Source organism: Streptococcus infantis (assembly GCF_964243025.1).
Taxonomy (GTDB): Bacteria; Bacillota; Bacilli; order Lactobacillales; family Streptococcaceae; genus Streptococcus; species Streptococcus infantis_N.
This window is the reverse complement of record NZ_CAXTDJ010000001.1, coordinates 61,183-81,181: the sequence shown is the minus strand read 5'-3', so window position 1 is coordinate 81,181 and position 19,999 is coordinate 61,183. Positions and strand designations below refer to the sequence as shown.

Below are 19,999 nucleotides of genomic sequence, written 5' to 3'. Positions count from 1 at the left end.
ATTCTACCGCGCTTTTCTTTTCTTGTCCGCTATTTATATCTATTTTTTAATCTAATTCAAAAGAAAGTTGTTCTTGCTTTTCTTTTCCTTTTTCGTGGAATTGTCGTAAGGCCTGATCAATAATATCTAAATCCGTTTCTGTTTCAATCAATGGCGCGAGTACATCGTATTCGGCCTTTTTAGTTTGATAATCCTCTTCCTTTGGAAAATTTTTCTCAATTTCTACCTTAGCAGTAGTCCATTTATCCTTTAATTCATCCAATAAGTTCTGAGTTTTCACTTGGTCATCTTTAATGTGGTCTATCGTATGCTGAAGCCTTTGAATTGTCCCCAAAGGAGAATACAAATCCAAACTGACAGAATACTGATTTTCTCCTACAATCTTAACAGAGAAGGTTTCAGGAAGAGGCTGATTCGTTGGTAGACTAAGCATTTTAATGTCAAATCCTCGATAACTTGCTAGGGTTCGAAATTCTTTGCTGTCAGATTGATTATGACGGATAAGACGGTGTAGGGATTCACCTGCTTCAGCTCGTTGCTCAAAAACTTGTTTACCTATCGTCATAGAAAATGATTGGTCTTTCGACATTTCAGACTGTTGAATGTCGCCTTCATACTTGCTTAATCGTTTCTCAAGAATGGGCATATTTTCTTCACAGTAAGAGATTGTATGACGATAGTGATCCTTGCTGCGTTGAAAGGCGCGTCTTTGATTTTCTAATAGAGTTAGATCATTCTCTAGTTCCATCTTATATTTGAGATAAGGATTACCTGTTGCTAGTGCCTTAAAATCAGAAGCTGTCATAGTCTGTTCATCAATATCTTCCGCAGCACGAATCGGCTCCTTAGAAGTCATAATCTGCTTAATATAACGGAGTTTGTTCTCCTGAGTTGCCCATAGATAATTATCAAACGAACCTTTGGTAATATAGTGGTAAATATCCACTTCCTTGTTTTCATTTCCCTGTCGGATAATACGTCCATTACGTTGCTGAATGTCACTTGGTCTCCACGGTACATCCAGATGGTGAACTGCTTTCATCTTGCTCTGAACATTTAAACCTGTTCCTCCTTTTTCAGTTGAGGCAAGAAGAACCCGAACCTCTCCTACATTAACCTTTCGAGACAAGCTATTCTTCTTTTCATCACTATTGGCATCATGTACAAAGGCAATTTCCATACTAGGGATTCCTCTATCAACTAATAAAGCCTTAATCTCAGAATAAACATCAAAGCCATTATCTTTTTTCTTAGGTGTGCCAATATCTGAAAAAATCATCTGAGTAGCCTTATTTTCCATTCCCTCACGATAAATTCTTTCAACATTATCCACTACCTGAAGCAGTTTATGATTGTCTGCTAGACTATAACTAGAGTCCAATAAACGCATATCAATAGCTAGTTTCCGCGCCTCACCCGTAATCTTCAACATGTTATCCTGGCTCGGATCAACTGTTCCACATTTGACCATATCTGACCTCATAACTAATTCTTCTAAATAGAGTTTCTGGTTTTCAGTTAACTCACTCTCAATAGGGATAATATGAGCTTCTGGAACAGGTAAATCCAACATATCTTGTGTTTGAATGTCGGCTGTTTCTTTATAGATTTTCATCAACTCAGGTAGATTGACAAACTTTTTAAATCGTTTCTTAGGTTGGTACTTATCCCCTGTAGGAGCTAATTCCATAGAGTTTTGAATTTCTCCAAAAGCACCTACCCAAGAGTCAAAATAATCAACTTGATAGCGTTTTAAGATATCTGGTTGAATGTAGTTCATCATAGTATATAACTCACTAATAGAATTGGAAACAGGTGTTCCTGTCGCAAAGACAATGTTTTTAAAATCATGTTCTTCCTGAATCTGTCGAACCTTCATTTCCATATCCACATTCTTCTTAGACGTTGTATTGGTAATCCCTGCTACATTTCCAAGTCCAGTAATTGGACGTATATTTTTAAAGTGATGTGCTTCATCCACAAAGAGAAAATCAATTCCTAAGTTCTCAAAATCAATAAAACTATCACGATTAAAGCGTTGGAGTTCTTCCAATTGTCTCTCAAGACCACTTATTGATTGCTCTGCTTCTTTAACGGTGTACTTATTTTCAGAATGTGTTTTAATCTCTCGTAGTTCATTGAGTTTGTCCTCGATATAATTCATCTGTCTTTCCTTACTGACAGGGATTTTTTCAAATTGAGAATCCCCAATGACAATGGCATCGTAATCTCCTGTAATGATACGTGACACAAATTGTTTTCTTCTCGCCTTCACAAAATCTTTCTTAGTGGTCACAAAGACTTTTTTAGTAGGGAAAAATTTCATGATTTCTTGGCCAAACTGAGCAGACAAACTAGAGGGCACCACATACAAGGGCTTATGAACCATCCCCAACTCCTTTAATTTAAACCCAGCACCAAGCATGGTCAAGGTCTTTCCTGAACCTACCTCATGAGCTAATAAAGCTCTTTTTTCTTCTACGATTCTTTGAATAGCATTCTCTTGATGAGGACGAAGACTGATGTTTTGTGCCAAGCCATCAATGACTAGATGGCTACCATCATACTCTCGACTAACTGTTCGATTATAAAGACGATTATAGCTTTCCTCAATGACCTGTTGGACTTCTGGATACCGTGAGACAAATTCTTGAAAGAGCTCTTGTAAATGCTGCTCTTTTGCTCTTAGAACAGAGGTTTTTTCCAAATCTGTGATAGTCTTTTTCTTTTCCCCTTCCGTAACAGTCATGGTAATCGTCGGTTGGTTCGAATTAAGTAAATTCTCAAAAATCTTTCTTCCTGTATCATAACGTGACCCACTAACTCCAAGACTACTATCTTTGGCACTTGGATAGCGATAAACAAATGATGTCCTTAAATGAACCTGGCCATCGACAGGATTCACTTCAATGACTTGTTCAACATCTGGCGAAGACAATTCAAATTCACGATTGGTAAAACATTCAAAGGCAAATTTACCATAAACGGATTGAGGAATCCAACGTGACCCTATTTTGAACTCAATATCTGCCAGATGAATCCGTGGAGGGCGAACAGATTCTAACAAATCTAAAGCATGAGACCAGTCAAATTCTTGGTTGTTTTCATCTACTAATAGTTGAACTACTTCTATCTTATTGAGAATATCTCCTGACAAAAACTGGTTCTTAGAAAGATATTTTCTTTCCCCTCTTAAATAACTTTCTGGATCCATTAAAACCTGGTCACCTAACTCATCTAAAATAGCAGCTTGGCTATGTTCGGGATAAATTGATACCATATAGTCTAAATCAACTCCTCTACCATCCGATAAACTGGAGTTTAAGGCATCTAAAGCCGTTGATACTCTTGTAATCTCTCTCTCTGGTCTAACCAATGCTTTCTCAAAGGCTAAAGATTTTTTATATTTTACTTTCTGGTCTTTAGAATCGATGTATTCATCTTCTAAACTTGCTAGTAAAGAATACTTATCGTCACTATCAAATAAGTTCCGATTGACTGAGGCATTCAAGTATCCAAATTGACTTACAAAGCGGTCATAGTTATGATTGAGTTTACTAAGTAACACCTGAAATTCTGTCCGACTATAATCTTGATGACGTTGAATTTCAATTAAGGATTGATAGGTCTCTCTCAAATCAACCATGCCCTTAATGCGACTAATATCCTTATCCGATAAGGGACTTTCATAAAAGACAGTTTTTTTGAACAGTCCCTTATACTTCCCTCTTTTACTCGCTTCTTCTGACTTGTAAACATCTAGTGCTTCCTCTTCTGTCAAATGAAGTTGCACGAATCGGTCTATTTTATGTTCAGACAAAGAACTGTCCCAAGCTTTAAAATCTCCCTTCTCATCTACATAATAACTAATTTCGTCTACTTTTGAACTTTTCCGAATGCCATGCGTATCTCGGTAATAAATTTGATTTCCCTCATATCCAAAAGAATAGAGCGCTAAGTCCTCACGTATACGACTTGGGATCGAATTATCCACTTCTTCTTGGATAAAAACAGGTGCTTTCAAAGAATTGTCAATTTGTTTAGGTGCTTCCACATTCTCGAATGCTTTCATTATATCAGTAGATAATGTTTCTGATTCCCCCTTTACATTGAGGGTTCCTCCATTAAAATTACGTACTTCATATTCACCCAAAACTTGTGTGTTGTATTTCCCATCAAAATAAGGATTGATCCAGACACGCTTATCTTCCTCAAAGGGAATAGAGCCACTAAAGACAAGTTCCTCCTCATTAAGATTCTTTGCTTGATCCTTTTGAAAGAAGAGGAGATCTGTGGTCACTCGAGTACCTGCAATCGTTTTAAAAGCCGTATCCGGCAAACGAACACCCCCTAAAAAATGAGTGTTGGTTTTAATCTCTTGTAAGACATTATCTGTCCGCTTATCCATTGTCCCAATAGATGAGATAATCGACACTTGTCCTCCGTCTCTTACTAAATCAAGTGAGTGTTTGACAAAGTAATCATGAATCATATAAGGTTTATCGTAGTTTTTATCGGCAATGCGAAAATTTCCAAAAGGAACATTCGTTAAGACTAAATCAAAACTATTATTTTGATAGGGAACTTCTTCAAATCCTCGCACTTCAATATGGGTATTGGGGTGGAGTTGTTTTGCGATTGCGCCTGTCACACTGTCTAATTCAACCCCATAGAGCTCTGATTTATCTCGTATACTTCTAGGCATCGCCGCAAAGAAGTTCCCAGTCCCCATAGAAGGATCTAATATCCTTCCTCCCTCAAAACCATCATCCAGTAATTTTTGCCAAATCTGGCGAATAATCATTGGGTTTGTATAATAGGCTGTGAGAGAACTTTGTTTCATGGTGGAGTATTCTGATTTACTTACTAAACTCTTAAGAGTTAAACGTTCTGCTTCATACTTTTGATTGAGTTCATCGAAAAATTCATTAGCAAGACCACCCCATCCAACATACTTGGCTAGTAGTTCTTGTTCTTCTGGACTTGCTTGTCGTCTCTCTTTTTCTAATCTTTTAACAAGATCAATTGCGGCGATATTCGTTTCAATTTTTTCTCGATTTGTCTTAGGATAAAAGTCCTCTAAATCATCTGGAAAAACAAAATCTTGAACAGGGACATCCGTCTCTTCTATGCCTACAATAAGCGTTTCTGTTTCCTTATCCTTTTCATTTTCTTCTTCCAGGTAGGAAAACAGATCTATTTCCTGGCTTTCACTTGGTGATTCAATCTCAATCTCTGAATCTTCTTTTTCAAGTTCTAAATGAGACAATACTTGTTCAATCTCTTCCAAACTGTTCAAGTATAAGATAGGATTCTCTTCAAATAACTGGTTGGAATCATTGAATAGCTCTAGGCGAACTAAGTCATTTAACTGCGCATTTTCAATCGAAACCAACTGAAATACTTGTCCTTTATAACTTACTTGTGAACCGATTGGATATTCCCTCAAAGCTTCTTCTACAATTTTATCTACTTTAGATAGGGAATGAACTTCCACATTTTCTTCTACCTGGTCAATATTATCTAAAGGTAAGACTGCTTCCTCTACTTGCTTAGACTTTTCTCTTATAGCCTTTACTTCATCAAAATAAGTAATAATTTTCAGCTTTTGTGTCAGTGGGAGTTGTGTGTAGTTTTCTTCATGATGGACAAGATCCGTAACGATATCTAAAGTAGCCATCAATTCTGAACCCAAATAGGCTAGAACATCTCCTTCTTTTTCTTCAAAATGAATCTCAAGAACTTCTTTTTTTAGTTCTTTGGAATCAACCATTAGAAGAAACTCCTCTATATCTCTACTAATGCGGTCAGATAGATTATTCGCAACCCGATAGACATTGACTAAATTGACATCCTGATTCTGATGAAATACAAGCTCACTTAATGGTGTTAGCTTCTCTTTCTCAGATTGGATGTAAAATCGAGTGAAAAGATTATAGGTTGCGACTTCTAGCACCAAGTTTTTCTCAAAATTACTTAATTGAGATAATTTACTTAGACCTGCTTGTCCAAAATTTCTTGTGTAACTTTCTAAATCTTGGTCATTATTTTCAGAACTGGCCTCTAGGAAAGAGATAATATCTTGATGAAACGAATAGACATGAGGTATCTCCTCTATCTTGCCCTCTTCAGTCAAAAAACTCTCTACCAAATTCTGCCATTTCTCATCAAAATGTTGCGCTTGATAACGAAGAAATAAGTCCATTTTCTCTCTATCTTTTGGAATTGTTCCACGAAACATAGCCAATAATTGTATTACTTCCATACTCGCTCCTTTCATCTATACGAAAATAGGAGAATCACATGATTCCCCTACAACTCTATCTCCATTTCAACCTCTTGAGGACTGATTTCTAAATCACTAGATAAAAGAGAAACGGCATCCGTTCTCATGTAGTAAGTATATAAGTCTTCTAGGTCTTGTTGGTTTTCAATCCCTGTTTCAATACTAATCAGAGCCTGTATAAATTCCTTGTAGTGACTCTCCATCATATCTGAAATCTTTTGTTTCATTTCCATAAATACTGAGGACGGTTCAGTGATACTTGTTTGGTCTATGTCTTGTAAATCCTTTTCTAAGGGATTGGTTCCTTCTTCTATTTCCACTAAATCTGAACGACCATCACCATCAGAATCTGCGCTAAGAGGATTGGTTCCTAGCGCAAATTCTTGAGCGTCAGTCAGTCCATCTTGATCCGAATCACGTTGATAAATGGCTTCCATATACTTCCTTCTTTCTTAGTTAATCTTTTTTCACTCCAATCCTACCAAATATTCCTTGAAAGAAGTATCACAACAAAAAAGAGAACGAGCCAAAACTGCGTTCTCCTGAAAATGATAAAACATTACTATTAAAATAGATTACATGTAAAACTCTAATCAGGCAGAGCCTGCTAACTCATGACAGAAAAAGATGTTTAGCCTATAGTGCTGGCATTAAAAAATCCTCACACATCACGCAAGGAAATCGCTAAATAAAACAGGCTTTGACCATGTCGGGATTAATTGCAGCACATTCCAAGGATCCAGCTTTTTCTTTTTTTTATAATCGAATTTCCCAAAGAGTAAGCAAGATGAAGGCCGTCATTGCTTATGCTCATAAGATTCTCAGAATCATTTACAAACTACTTTCTGCCAAGCATACTTATCAAAAAGAGAAGGGGCTAGGACTGAGGAAACAGTTCTAACGCCAAAACTAAAAAATTTCAATTACACGCTAGTACAGGAATTGATTTTTTACGCTTTCTTACTGTTTTTTCAAATAAAAAAGATGACTTACTGAACCTGTAAGCCACCTAATCAGTCGGTTTATTCTGGTGTCTGCCACCGCTTGGCCCGTACGTCCAAGATTGCTATCGGATTTTGTTCTGGTGTCCGCCACCGCTTGGCCCTTATGTCCAAGATTACTATCAGATTGACCATGAGCCGACCACTCATTTATAGACATATTGTATCTTTAAATAGCTACAATTTCAAGTGTAAACTCTTCTATTTGGTCGTATAAGCAAAACTGATGGCACTATCTGCTTGAGAGATTTTTCTAAAGGTATAGTTAGGATTGCCACCATAGTTGGTTTCAGACACAAGGAAAGAACCATCATCATAGACCTTCTCTACAAAAGCCACATGACCATAGCTGGCTGGTGTACCATGTGTACCTCCTACAAAAGAAACAATAGCACCTGCTCTTGGTGTAGAGCCCGTTTCCCCACCAAGACTTGAAGCTGTCGCAACCCAGTCTTGACCATTTCCCATGGTATTAATGATTGAAATCTTTTCTCCATTTCTACCTTTTAATTTTAAGCCTAACTGGTTCATACGAGCCGCAACACCCCATGTACATTGTCCATAAGCATAGGCCATACCATCTCCACCACCAGGAACAGAATGATCATACAAGTCCCCACGAACCCCTTCAAGGGATTGTGGATCACTTTTTGCCTGTCCTCCATTTGTTTGACTAAAGCCTTTTTCAATTTGGTAATACCATTCCGTTGCTCTGGTTTGTCTTTCCAGTAGTTTGTCACCAGAATTTCCCTCCCAATAGGTCAGAAAGAGTTGGGCCAGATTGGCTGCACTGCCTGTATTTTTAAAGAAATCCTTTAACCAACTTTGATAGTAAGGACTATCCCCATGAAGCATAAAATCAAATTGTAGGTCTAAATCATACCATTTCTTATTTTGGGTGCGTGCATAATTTAACAAGGCTGTATGCCGTGTTGACCCATCTGCGGTATCTGTCCATTGCCCTAAACCTAGACCTCTATGAAGAATATTAGGATAAGCACCACTATAAATGGCTGGACCTCCAATCGCTAACCAGCTTTCATCATCCCATGAGGAATCGGTAGCGCCAACAGGAGGAGATAAATAATCTCCTTCAGCTCGTTTAGGATTAATAGAAGACTCTACCGACCAATTTCCTAAAATTGCCGCAATGGCTTGGGGACTTGCCCCTTGAGATTTCAAAAACTCATAAATATGTTTTGCTCGTTCAAACTCATCCCCACCAAACTGACCAATGGCTGGTAAGATAGTGGTCTGAAGTTGAATGACTTTTGGAAAATAAAATTGCGGATTGACATACACCAATTTTTCTTTCTTGTTTTTATACTTTTGATAGGAAACTTTCAAACCTGTATCGTCTGGTGTTTCACCAATAATATCACCCGTTAGGACTCTTGTCCCCTCAATCGCACGGCCATTATGAATAGAATACAAGGTCAATCGACTCTCATTCTCTCCTTTTCCGTTAGTGAGAATAACATCATCTCCGTCTAGAGATACAACACCATCCATTGGTGCGACAATTGTTTGGTGAGCCTTCGCTTCTAGTAGAATATACTCCTGAAGAGTAGGTTTTCCGTCTAAATCATAGTATCCATAACGATAAGTCATGGTTAGACTATCTTCGTTGCTTTTCCCCTCAAATGGATTGTCCAATTCCTGCATGGAAGCATAGACACCCTCTTCTTTTAGTTCCTTTATTTCCTCTTGATCGTCTCTCGATAGTTTATACTTAGGAGTTTCATAGAGGTCTTGCATGGATTTCAAATCATCCCCATCGTTTAAATCATGCCACAAAGTAGACAGATAATCCTTGTAAGATTCTGAACTAAATAAGTGAACTGGTTTGTGTAACTCATAGTCATGGAATTTAAAGTTCATATACCCCATCACATCATCAACTTTTGTGTAATAAGTAATTCCTTTGTCATTTGTGCGAGTATGTTCTGCATCTTCCCAAGTTAGGTGGGTATAAGCTTTTGTTAATTCAAATTCATCTTGTTGAATCAAACTAGAAGATGAAAATCCTAAAAAGAAGCTCATCATAAGTAAAAGAAGAAAGACTATTCCTCCAACTATCCAGGTTACAGGATTTCCAGCCACAAATGTAAAGAAGGAAAAGGCTGCTTTTAATTTTTGATAGATATTTCGGACACTTAAAAGACCTTGTTTCTTTAATTTTCGATACCGATTTTTAAAGGAACTTGGATTATCTTTAGTTAGTTTCCATCCTTTTCCATCCTTAAAATGATGGTATCGCTCTTTTGTGTTGGTCAGTCTTTTCTTGGTAAAACGACCTGTTGCTTGTCCTGTTTTGACACTAGCTTTTCCAAGATTATAAGAAAGCCGACTGTAGCGTTTCCCTTTTCTAATGGTCTCATGAAGTGTGCGATAACTTTCTAAATCTTCATTTTCTGAAGCTAACTCTCCACCTTCACGTCCAAGGACATAAAGAAAAGTTTTGGCTTTCCTACTGACTTTTTTGGACTTATAGGCTTGTTTAGTAGATTTTAGATTCTCTTTTGCGGCCTTGACTTCTTTCTTAGCTTTTAATTCTTCTAAACTCTTCCCTTGAAAGAAAAAATTAGATTTATGTTTCGATTCCTGACCGTAAAGAAATTTTTGATTGGTTTTTCTTTCTTTACGACTCTCTTTTCTTTCTTCTTTTGCTTCTACCTTGGCTTCTCTAAATTGCTTCTTGGCTATTTTCAATCGTTTCCTAGCATGAGGCAACCGTCTGTCTCTTAATTCTTTCCGATTCAAAAGAGATGGAGGACTATTTTGAAGAATATGATTGTAGTCTTCATTTGCTTGTCTTACTCTCTCCTTTGAAGCTTCTCTCATCTCCTCTAGCTTTTCTTTTATCTCTTTTTTCCATGCTTTTTCATCCAGTCCAGCGGAATCTTTTTTCTGTTTCCTCACCTCCTTCTTTCCTTGTTTCAAGAATTTCTTCTCATCTTTTAGACTTCTTCTAAATGCCTTTCCGGCACGTATGATTTCTCTTTTATCCTTCATTTACCTTCCCCTTAATTAGAAGCCATTTTATCAGGATCTGTACTCATGATATCAAACAATTGAGTACCTTGAGGAATCTTATTTTTAAAGGGAACAACAACTGAACCAGCTTTTATCAGTCCTGCCCCTTTTTCTGGATTGACAAGGTATTTTTCAAGTTCTTTTGACAAGCCTAAGAGTTGAACCAGTTCTTCTCTATCATTTTTTGCTTGCTTGAGGAGAATCATAAATTCACTATTTGCAATAATCCGTCTACCATTTGGATCTAACAATAAGGTTTCGACGTTTTGAGTTATTCCAGTCGGACTGGCTCCATATTTTCTGACACGACTCCACAATTTAAAGAAGAAATCACTGGCATATTTATCTAATAAGAGAAGCTGCATTTCATCAAAATAAATCCAGGTCTTCTTCCCTAATTTTTGGTTCCGAACGACACGATTCCATATCTGATCAAAAACAACCATAAGGGCGATTTGTTTCAGCTCATCTCCTAACTTCTTAACGTTATAAATCAAGAAATTAGATCCTGTCTGAATATTGGTCTTATGAGAAAAAATATCAAGAGAACCTTCGACATACAGTTCCATATCAAGTGCCAAATTCTGCGCTTCTTCTTCTGGTTGTTGACTCAATACAAAGACCCATTCTTCCAAAGAAGGCTCTTTAAATGACTGATAGGTGAGCCTCGTAACTCGGTCGATAATCGATTTTTCTCTTCCATCCATTTTTCTATCCAATAACTTGCCGATAAAGGATAAAAGAAATTCTGATTTTACCTTTACAGGATCTTCATCCATATTTTCCTCAGACAAGTCAAGGACATTGAGATAGGTTTGGGAATCAGGCGCAATATCAATCATTTCTCCCCCAAAAGTCCGTCCAATGACACTGTACTCTGCTTCTGGATCCACGATGATAATTTCAGTATTTTCACCAGATTCCTTGATTTTGGTCGTGATAATTTCATGCTTGGTTGCCATCCCTTTCCCTGCTCCAGATGTTCCTAAAATCAGACCAGACGGTGTATTTAATAGGCTGCGATCAATGGTAATAATATTACTTGATATTTGATTGATACCGTAATATTTCCCACTACGGTCTTGTAGGTCTACTGAAGTCCAAGGTGAGTTCACTGCTATATTGGACGTTAATAAACTCCGTGATACTCCCTCTAAAAAATCACAACCAAATGGCAGCAAACTATTAAAGGCTGCTTCTTGCATATATGGAAGTTTATCAATCATTAGGTCATTTGAGCCGGCCACTTGTTGAATCGTGTCTAGGGCTTGTTTGAGTTCTTCTTCATCCTGACCAAAAACACCAATCAAGAAGACCGTTTGAAATAGTTTATCTCCTGTCTCGGTCATGGTTTTTAATAGTTCCTCAGCTTCATCGATATTGCTTTCTAATACATGACCTACTTTTTCCAAATAGATACCTGTACGAGCTAGTTTTTGTTGTTCCCCAATCTTTTGAGATTCCATCAAGGTCTTCTTTGTTCGTAGTTTCTTCATAGCATCTGCCTTAGTCGAACTTTGAGCATGAAGGCTTACAATCAATTCCAAATCTCCTTGCATGAGATCTCGAATAAACTGATCCCCTAATTCCATGCCGTAGTCTCTCACATAGACAATCTGCAATAAGCGGTCATTGATTTGTAGGTAATTCTTGTTTTTAAAATCCAAGAGATTAGGTGCTATGAAGTGACGAGTTGTCTGACCCGATCTCGTTAAATCACGGTAAGAAAAAGGAAGATGGTGTTCTCCTCTAAGCATATCCGCCAACAAGTTGACACGTTCTTCACCAGCCAAGGATTCAAAACGTGCATCAATTTCTGAGAAACCACTCTTGAAATATTCTCCAATTTGGGACAAGGAACGATAGGCTTGTTTGGGATTAGAATCCTTTCTACCAAAGCTAATCAGTTTCACAGCTGAAAAATTATTTTCACCACTGTCTAAATTCTGATTCATCATCCGATTCAATTCTTTACGATAGCTATCATACCCATCTTCTTTTTCCTCATACAGAACACTCTGTCTAAACTTTTCTAAATTCAATCTTTTATTAAAGATGGTCAATTGGAAGTTGGTTTGATCGTCTAAAGCGTTAATCAAATCAGAATACTTCTCAATGATTGCGCCCTTATCTTCTAAACCAACAGTTTGATAATTGACATCACCAAGTAAGTAGCTTTGTGAGAAATAATCTTCTTTTACCTGCATCAGACCATTTTGATACAGAGCTTGATAGGAAAGAGTATTAGCCGTAGAAGGTAACACTTCCTCTTTTTTCCCTTTAACTTCTTCCTTTTTATTAGTCATTGAAGTTTTTTGTTTCTTTAATGTATTTGATTTTCTTTTCATGTTCAGGTCCTTTCTTTCCTGTAATTGTGCGTAGGGGAACCGTTAATTCAAAATGAAGACGGTATTTCAAATAATGTTCAAAATATAAATCATTGGGTTTATAGACTCCAAAAAGCAAGAGGGGGATGGTAAAAGCAAACACAAAACCGTAAACAAACCAATCTCCAAATTGCCAGAAAAAGAGATTCAAGCCCAAAACAATAATTGTGACAATAAAGGCTGGTAAAACAAAGATGATTTGTCTTGTGGTGAAACCTAACCAAGCCCTGTGTTGGTATTTTGAGATGTCTTTAAAGACACGTGTATTCATGACTTTCCTTTCTAAAAAGGCTAAGAAGCAACCACTTCCTAGCCTTTATCTAATTACATACCTAAGATTGAGCGAGCCGTACGTTGAGAACCAACGAGGGCAATAATCAGTAAGATAGCTTGTACCAAACTACCAAACATAATCGCAAGTGATTGCAGGACTCCTGCACCATTTGAAACAGCTATTTTCCCAGCAGATTCAAACAAAGGAACAAGAGAAACAATCAGAAAAATAAGAACCCCTTGTACCGCATAGACCATAATATTTTTTAAATAGCCAATACCAATAGACTTCCATTCATCACTTAAAAATGTTGGAATCGTAAGAGGTGCAAATGGAATCATAAGGTAGAGTTGAATAAATCGAATGGATACCAAAAGATTGACCATGGCTGCACTTACTATCCGAACTAGCCAAATGAGGAGGGCGAAAAAGCCCACAATCATCCGGCCAATAAATCCTGACCCTTTTAATCCAGAGAGCGTATCATACTTTGCCCCACCGTGAGCCACAATCGAAGCCACTTGTTCAATGGCGTGACTCGCAATCCCGATGATGGCTTCTACAATGACGGTAGTGTTAGTAATTACAACTGCGACCATAATATAACTAATCAACATCGGGGCTAATGCTTCAAAGGTCATCGCTCCACCAGAGTTAGCAATTTTCTTTGCCATCTTCGAAAATTCCAAGATGAGAACAACTGATAAAATCGCAACTCCAAGAGGCTGCATGACACTTTTAGTAATACTAGACATATAAGTCCAAACTGTTGGATTGTAGCTAGATAGGGATTTAATCAGATCTACCGTAGATTGTAAATCCACATTAAATCCTTCAAATAAATTTTCAGCTGATATTTTTTCAGATGCAAGGTAAACAAAGGATGAGACTAAACTAAGATTCATGTCATTGTTTATCCTCCTAAATTGAAATCTGGGTTACAAAGGCTCCAGCAGCCCCTACCATAACACCACCGACAATTTCAAGAATGGCATTCCGAACACCTGGTCCACCATCTTTAATATTGGTTGCAAGATTGACAATTCCTACAACAACGAGAAAGGCACCAACCGCAATCAATCCCTTCTGTAACAAAGACATAGCTTGTGCAAACATAGCACTTGCGTCCACTCCATAAACAAAACCTTTAAAATGCGTAATCATCTATTTCCTCTTTTCTATTTTTATTTTAAACTAGATTCAAAAGTTAGATCACGAATTCTAAGGCCGTCAAAATGATTTTCTTGTCTTTGATTCAAAGGATTGATCTGATAGTTCCACCACCGTTCATCAGTTTCTTGATTGGCTAGGTACTTCCAGTTTGGATGCTTGATTGAATTGTATTTTTTGCTTTTAAAGACTGGCATATTAGCAATTCGGACCAAGCATTCATGCCGTTTCATATTTCCGACTTCATCGGGTGTCATTAAATCACGAGCAATCTTTTGATGAGAAAGGGATCCTGACCCTGTTTGGCCAAAGGAACGACTAGTATTTCGAACATCAATGGTTTGTTTACCGAGTAAGCCACTCATAAATTTAAAGGTATCTTCATCATTACCACCTAAGTAGACTAAGCTATCACAGTTCCCAAGAATGGTTTTCCAAGCTTCTTTTTCTTTATAGAGCCCTTGAAGTTGGGCAATATTTTGAAGAATGGGAACGAGGCTCATATTACGAGAACGGACTGTTGAGGTTTGTTCAGCAAAATCTGGAATTTCTCCGATATTTGCGAACTCATCTAAGTAAACTCTCACATGAAGAGGCAATTGACCCTTAAAATCAATATCTGCTTGTCTTGTTAGGGTTTGAAATACGGTTGAAAAAAAGAGAGCTGAAAGAAAGCGAAAGGTACTATCGTTATCTGGGATAACTAAGTAAACCATTGATTTTTCCTGGCCCCATGTCTTCATATCAAGGGTATCTCTTTTGGTCAAATCCATGACACTTTGAATATTGAAGAGGGCAAATTTAGCAGTGGTTACAGCTATAACAGAATCCAGAGTCTTATCCTTATAATTTTGGAAATCTGCCCAATTTCGCATGGTGAAATTTTCAGTCCCATACTTTTTAGCATAATTTTCAAATAGAATTTCTAAGACACTTTTTTCTTGGTTTTCACCCTTGGATAAGTGTTTAATGAGTTTTGAGATTTCAGCAAAACTTGGATAACGCCCTCGTTTTTTTCGCTCCTCCACTTCTTTTTTTTGACGTTTCAACAAGTTTTGGTATTCTGTTTTACTCAAACGACTCTCTTCAATGAGCTGTTCTCTTGTTTTGGGTGGATTATAGAAATCGACCAAGTAAGAGGCTAAAGCTCGTACCAAAGTCATAGAAGCTTCATCCCAAAATGGATCACTACGGGAGCCAGAGCCTTTGGTGTTATTAAAATAAACCGTCAGCATGCGATTCAAATCATTTTCTGTCTCTATATAGCGAAAAGGATTGAAGCCATCTGAGTTCTTCATATTGACTAAATCTAACACCTTTACTTGGTAGCCATGTTCTAAAAAGAGTTTTCCTGTTTTCTCGGCCAAGTGATCTTTAGGATCCACGACAATATTTGAACTATTCATCTGAATCAGATTGGGTTTCACAAAGCGAAATGTCTTCCCACTTCCTGAACCTCCGATCACCGCAATATTCTTATTTCTATCATATTGGGGTGATTTTTTATCTAATAATGTCAAACGAACATCTTGTGCTAAAATCGTATCATGAGAAAATTCTTTACCGTAAAAGAGCTTCTTTTCTTTTAGAGATCCAAAACGGGCGCTCCCGTATTCTACTCCTTCTCGATATTGTTTTTTACCAGTCTCTAGATAGAGATAAACTAGTAACATCATCACAAAACCTAGTAGAAAAAAAGCACTTGATTTTCCAGTAAAATAAACATTCCATGGCGACTGAAGAACTTCATCTTGACCTTCCATCAGGAGATGAGTCCATTTATCTAAGCTATTTCCAGTATAGGAATCATACAAAAGCGTCAAACGATGAAAAAAATAGCCTAGTAAGATACCTAACAGTGAGAATAGTAGGAATTTCTTTCCACTGTACATCATCTCACCATCTCTTTCTGTTTGACGGCTCCTTCTTGTCTAAAGGTAATTTGGGATTTAGCCTCATCAATTGCGTCGTCTAATGACTTATCCATGGTAAAATCAGCTAATTTCTCCGGATTATTAACCATTTTTTCTAACAGATGGTCTAAATGATTGTCTAGAATCGAACGGTCTTTCGTGTAGAAATGTAGAGAATCCCCTTGCCAAGCGATGGCTAAAGGAATCTCTTCTTTCTCTAAAAAAGCTTTAAATTTCTCTATATCAATTGGTTTGTCTAAAAAATCTTTTTTCAGATTAATCGTATCAATCGAATAAGGAGATTGTAGCAATTCTTCTAATTTCTGCACCCCTATCTTATAGGCGGAATCTTGTGCTAAAGCCTGACGTCTAGACCATTCTAGAATCTTTAAAAGACTTTTTACAGTAAATAAAAGACTACGCTCAGCATATTGAACTGCCATTCGTTCCTGTTGTTCAGAGGACATCTGAAGCCTCCTTCTTAACAAATAGCAGCTTTCCTTCTTTATAACGATAAGCTATCAATTTCTGACGTTGCTTAATCGACTTGACAACCTGCAGTAGATCTCTCGAATAAGGTTCTCGAAGAGTAACTTCTACTGCTTTCCCATTAAAGATACCAACACGTTTAAATTCAATGCAGTCTTTTTTGAGATGTCCTAAGCCCATACCAAAAGGAAAGTGATGAATCAATTGGATGGTACAACCACCTTTATTTCCCATTTGTTTCAAATCATACAAGTTTACTACCTTCATGATTAACTCCTTTATCTAGTTTGTCGCATCGTTTAAGTCTGGTAACGATAAACTCCGTGTCTGTTAGAAAATTCTCACACACGTCTTGTGCCAGTTGCCCTTCACAGGGAAATACTCTCAGTCCCTACTTACACAGGCACGCTAATCAAGACGGAGTGGATTCAATTTTCAAAGAACAGGTAGCTTTATTATAGATAAGAGTAGTTGAAATTTTTATCACATTTCTTATTTTTCTGTCGAGCTAAATTCATACTAATCAAAGAGTTTGAAATAAATTTGAGTATTATTAACAAACGTTCTTCGTCTAAAAATACAGTAGGGCATATTTCATTCTTTTATTTAAAATTGTCTAAGTTCGATAGAAGGAAGTAGCAAGCATTGTCGCTAAAAAAATGCATCAGGTTATCCTGTGCATTTTTTGATATCAAAATAATCAATTTCCTTTATGAGCTAATTCTTCTCTACAAGCTCTTTGGAGCAGAACAACTGTAAGTATAAAAACCACACATAAAATCAAGATACTTCTCTCAGCCCCAAAAACACCACCAGTATATAAATCTTGACCCGTTAAATTTGTACTGAATAAACTAAATGAAATTTTTATCCCACTCACTAATACTATTATATCAACCCACTACAGTTGACAAAAAGACAAACCAGCCTAATGACTAGCTTGTCTTCAATCAAGAGAGGATTCTGTTCCCCCCATATAAGCACTAACATTCCAACGTGCACATATTGGAACGACATCCATAACTCCAGAGTATCTCTAAAGTTTACAATTTAAATGAATTAACAATTTGCCCAACTAAAAGCACTCCAGTTACCGCAACGGTTTGTACTGAATGTACTAAATCGCATTCCATCAACTTCATCTGTTTCGTCAACTTGAACAGATACTAATTGAAGATTTAATACTTCTTCTGCCATAGCTAGCTCCTCCTATTTAAATTTTTGGGATTAAGTACTTTATCCACCTTTATTATACTCTCTCCACCAGTAAGATGCAAGCAATTATACAATGTTTCACATAGAAAATAATGTTTCCGTAACTTTTCAAAGTAACTTCCATCTCTCTCCCAAAGCTGGAAGTTAGTTTTAGAAGTTACCTAAAAATCAGGTCACCTATTTTAAAAAAGCAGCAAACTATAAACTAGTAGGTTCCACACCAAATGTAGCCCCATAAGTCCGATTTGTAGCGTACAAGTCCTGAAAACATCCCCAGCGATACATACAAACACCAAGCTATAATGGTTCCTGGATGATGTGCTAAGGCAAATAAGACACTTGTCAAAGCAACTCGAATATCTAATTTTCTAACCAAGTTCCATAAAATTTCTCGATACAAAATTTCTTCAACCATACTCGCATTGATTAAGAAAAGAATGGTGATGTAATCATGATTTCAATTTTTAAATCATGATGGCCATTTTACCTTTCTTGCCTTAACTGGTTTAAATCGAATCTTATTAATGAGTCTAAGCTCTATTTCTCTACAATCTGTAACGGAGGTATCATTGATTTTAAGGCTTCTTGGAAAGTATTGATTACCTTTTTCATGTGATAATTCTACTGTATAACTGACACCATTACTTAATTTAAAGACTACAAAATAAATATAATCTCTTTTAAATCGGCGACCGACTCTTCTATTCAAAATGCCATCAGTTGTATAGAATTTACACTCCATTACATGTAACATTTGATAGAGCAACAAGGTTCCAACTATTTTGAATTTATTTTCGTTGAACCAACCATTATCAGCTTTATTAAGACGTTCCAATGTCCAATCATCTTTTAATCCTTCAAAAATACTCCCTGCATTATTAGTTGGTAAATTAACATGATGTTCTCTAGATAATCCTAAAAGATGAGGAATGGAGGAGTTTGGGACTGATAGAATAATTTCAGGACAGTTCTCCATATTTGTCTGATAAATATATTTGTACTGAGAAACATTTTTCTCAATAGTATTGGCCAAGCAATTCATCTTAATATTGAGAATATCAATCTCTCCATCAAAAGTCTTTAGCCATTCCAAAGTATAAGTCATTTGAATTTTCTCCTAAAAAAGAGAAGGAAGCTCCTGCTTCCTTCTCTCCCACGTATTGAGTTTCACCTCACGCTAGATATGCCCTATCTATTCCTCAAGGGTAGGCAGTCCTGCTATTCTTTTTCTCGACAAACAGTCTGAACTGAGAGCGGAGCCCACAGGCGGGTGCAGACCATATCCACTAGCCCACAAGTAATTATATCATTTAACTATCTTCATTATACGCAATTAGTCCATATTTGTCAACAATTACATTCATTATGAATATCTAAAAATCAGGTCACCTATTTTAAAAAAGCAGCAAACTATAAACTAGTAGGTTCCACACCAAATGTAGCCCCATACTGCCCCATAAGTCCGATTTGTAGCGTACAAGCCCTAAAAACATCCCAAGTGAAACATATAAACACCAAGCTAGAATGGTTCCTGGATGATGTGCTAAGGCAAATAAAACACTTGTCAAAGCAACTCGAATATCTAATTTTCTGACCAAGTTCCATAAAATTTCTCGATACAGAAATTCTTCAACCATACTCGCATTGATTAAGAACAATAAAAATGAAAACCAAGGAACTTGATGTTGAAGGCCAATTAAGTTTGCTTGATTCGTAGTTCCTTGAGGATGGATTAGACTAAAACATAGACTTATAATCAGTAGGCTAACAAATCCAACACCAATCCATTTCATCCTAGATTTCATACTGACCTTATGCGCTTTTTTACGTTGGCCATACATCCATAAAAAAGAAATGAGTGACGAACTATAGAGAATCTGTAGTATAGTTAACTCACCGATACAAAGAAATTTCAATAAGTATAGAGATACCAATAGGACATTTACTTGTTGGAATATATAAACTGGAATTATTCTTTTCATAGTTACCTCCGAAATAAATCTTCATAATCTAAATCTAATACCTGCACAATCCTTTCTACCCATGGACTTTGAGGCATTCGTTGTTCCATCTTATAGTGGCGAATCTTTTGATACAAACGATTCAATTCACTTGGATAGTGAAACTCTCCCGCAAACATTTTTCTGGTTAACTCAATCCAGCTGATATTTCTTTCAGCCAAAATAATGGACAAGTTCTCCCAAAATCGTTCAGCCATATTACTTCTC

General features: G+C 36.9%; 14 protein-coding genes and 1 pseudogene. All 15 read right to left on the bottom strand.

Features of this window, described 5'->3' with window-relative positions; all coding sequences use genetic code 11:
• Positions 1-46: 46 nt before the first annotated feature.
• Positions 47-6,265, bottom strand: a complete 6,219-nt coding sequence (locus ACESNQ_RS00405; protein ID WP_373074195.1) for a helicase-like domain-containing protein — start codon at positions 6,263-6,265, stop codon at positions 47-49.
• 47 nt (positions 6,266-6,312) lie between these two features.
• Positions 6,313-6,723: a thrombospondin type 3 repeat-containing protein gene (locus tag ACESNQ_RS00400; protein ID WP_020998530.1), complete on the bottom strand. Its 411-nt coding sequence runs from the start codon at positions 6,721-6,723 to the stop codon at positions 6,313-6,315.
• Positions 6,724-7,488: 765 nt separating this feature from the next.
• A complete protein-coding gene (locus tag ACESNQ_RS00395; RefSeq protein ID WP_373074193.1) occupies positions 7,489-10,302 on the bottom strand; it encodes a phage tail tip lysozyme in 2,814 nt (937 codons plus the stop codon).
• Positions 10,303-10,313: 11 nt separating this feature from the next.
• On the bottom strand, positions 10,314-12,671 hold the full coding sequence (locus ACESNQ_RS00390) for a VirB4-like conjugal transfer ATPase, CD1110 family (RefSeq protein ID WP_373074191.1): 2,358 nt from the start codon (positions 12,669-12,671) through the stop codon (positions 10,314-10,316).
• On the bottom strand, positions 12,622-12,981 hold the full coding sequence (locus tag ACESNQ_RS00385; RefSeq protein WP_316109030.1) for a PrgI family protein: 360 nt from the start codon (positions 12,979-12,981) through the stop codon (positions 12,622-12,624). The genes ACESNQ_RS00390 and ACESNQ_RS00385 overlap by 50 nt, the downstream gene beginning before the upstream one ends.
• 53 nt (positions 12,982-13,034) lie before the next feature.
• Positions 13,035-13,889 carry a VirB6/TrbL-like conjugal transfer protein, CD1112 family gene (locus ACESNQ_RS00380; protein WP_373074189.1) on the bottom strand — a complete coding sequence of 285 codons (855 nt, stop codon included), beginning with the start codon at positions 13,887-13,889 and terminating at the stop codon, positions 13,035-13,037.
• Positions 13,890-13,905: 16 nt separating this feature from the next.
• Positions 13,906-14,148: a hypothetical protein gene (locus tag ACESNQ_RS00375; protein ID WP_000627865.1), complete on the bottom strand. Its 243-nt coding sequence runs from the start codon at positions 14,146-14,148 to the stop codon at positions 13,906-13,908.
• Positions 14,149-14,168: 20 nt separating this feature from the next.
• Positions 14,169-16,046: a VirD4-like conjugal transfer protein, CD1115 family gene (locus ACESNQ_RS00370; protein WP_373074701.1), complete on the bottom strand. Its 1,878-nt coding sequence runs from the start codon at positions 16,044-16,046 to the stop codon at positions 14,169-14,171.
• Positions 16,046-16,534: a hypothetical protein gene (locus tag ACESNQ_RS00365; protein ID WP_048791736.1), complete on the bottom strand. Its 489-nt coding sequence runs from the start codon at positions 16,532-16,534 to the stop codon at positions 16,046-16,048. Before ACESNQ_RS00365 ends, ACESNQ_RS00370 begins: the two co-directional genes overlap by 1 nt.
• Entirely contained in the window at positions 16,524-16,823 is a 300-nt protein-coding gene (locus ACESNQ_RS00360; RefSeq protein WP_373074184.1) for a hypothetical protein, read from the bottom strand. The genes ACESNQ_RS00365 and ACESNQ_RS00360 overlap by 11 nt, the downstream gene beginning before the upstream one ends.
• Positions 16,824-17,615: 792 nt before the next feature.
• Positions 17,616-17,753 (bottom strand): SapB/AmfS family lantipeptide, encoded by a 138-nt coding sequence (locus tag ACESNQ_RS00355; RefSeq protein WP_094753897.1) that lies wholly within the window; start codon positions 17,751-17,753, stop codon positions 17,616-17,618.
• Positions 17,754-17,953: 200 nt separating this feature from the next.
• Positions 17,954-18,210, bottom strand: a pseudogene (locus ACESNQ_RS00350) (CPBP family intramembrane glutamic endopeptidase); the annotation flags it as partial.
• 30 nt (positions 18,211-18,240) lie between these two features.
• A complete protein-coding gene (locus ACESNQ_RS00345; protein ID WP_373074182.1) occupies positions 18,241-18,876 on the bottom strand; it encodes a hypothetical protein in 636 nt (211 codons plus the stop codon).
• Positions 18,877-19,165: 289 nt separating this feature from the next.
• Complete coding sequence (locus ACESNQ_RS00340) at positions 19,166-19,753, bottom strand: CPBP family intramembrane glutamic endopeptidase (RefSeq protein WP_373074181.1); 588 nt, start codon at positions 19,751-19,753, stop codon at positions 19,166-19,168.
• Positions 19,754-19,755: 2 nt separating this feature from the next.
• Positions 19,756-19,989, bottom strand: a complete 234-nt coding sequence (locus ACESNQ_RS00335; protein WP_000840776.1) for a hypothetical protein — start codon at positions 19,987-19,989, stop codon at positions 19,756-19,758.
• Between the last annotated feature and the right edge of the window lie 10 nt (positions 19,990-19,999).

Excerpts from the sequence above, each read along its gene's own strand:
- ACESNQ_RS00345 (WP_373074182.1), bottom strand. The coding sequence starts at position 18,876 with ATGACTTATACTTTGGAATGGCTAAAGACTTTTGATGGAGAGATTGAT.
- ACESNQ_RS00375 (WP_000627865.1), bottom strand. The coding sequence starts at position 14,148 with ATGATTACGCATTTTAAAGGTTTTGTTTATGGAGTGGACGCAAGTGCT.
- ACESNQ_RS00340 (WP_373074181.1), bottom strand. The coding sequence starts at position 19,753 with ATGAAAAGAATAATTCCAGTTTATATATTCCAACAAGTAAATGTCCTA.
- ACESNQ_RS00335 (WP_000840776.1), bottom strand. The coding sequence starts at position 19,989 with ATGGCTGAACGATTTTGGGAGAACTTGTCCATTATTTTGGCTGAAAGA.
- ACESNQ_RS00385 (WP_316109030.1), bottom strand. The coding sequence starts at position 12,981 with ATGAATACACGTGTCTTTAAAGACATCTCAAAATACCAACACAGGGCT.
- ACESNQ_RS00405 (WP_373074195.1), bottom strand. The coding sequence starts at position 6,265 with ATGGAAGTAATACAATTATTGGCTATGTTTCGTGGAACAATTCCAAAA.
- ACESNQ_RS00380 (WP_373074189.1), bottom strand. The coding sequence starts at position 13,889 with ATGAATCTTAGTTTAGTCTCATCCTTTGTTTACCTTGCATCTGAAAAA.
- ACESNQ_RS00370 (WP_373074701.1), bottom strand. The coding sequence starts at position 16,046 with ATGTACAGTGGAAAGAAATTCCTACTATTCTCACTGTTAGGTATCTTA.
- ACESNQ_RS00395 (WP_373074193.1), bottom strand. The coding sequence starts at position 10,302 with ATGAAGGATAAAAGAGAAATCATACGTGCCGGAAAGGCATTTAGAAGA.
- ACESNQ_RS00365 (WP_048791736.1), bottom strand. The coding sequence starts at position 16,534 with ATGTCCTCTGAACAACAGGAACGAATGGCAGTTCAATATGCTGAGCGT.
- ACESNQ_RS00355 (WP_094753897.1), bottom strand. The coding sequence starts at position 17,753 with ATGGCAGAAGAAGTATTAAATCTTCAATTAGTATCTGTTCAAGTTGAC.
- ACESNQ_RS00360 (WP_373074184.1), bottom strand. The coding sequence starts at position 16,823 with ATGAAGGTAGTAAACTTGTATGATTTGAAACAAATGGGAAATAAAGGT.
- ACESNQ_RS00390 (WP_373074191.1), bottom strand. The coding sequence starts at position 12,671 with ATGAAAAGAAAATCAAATACATTAAAGAAACAAAAAACTTCAATGACT.
- ACESNQ_RS00400 (WP_020998530.1), bottom strand. The coding sequence starts at position 6,723 with ATGGAAGCCATTTATCAACGTGATTCGGATCAAGATGGACTGACTGAC.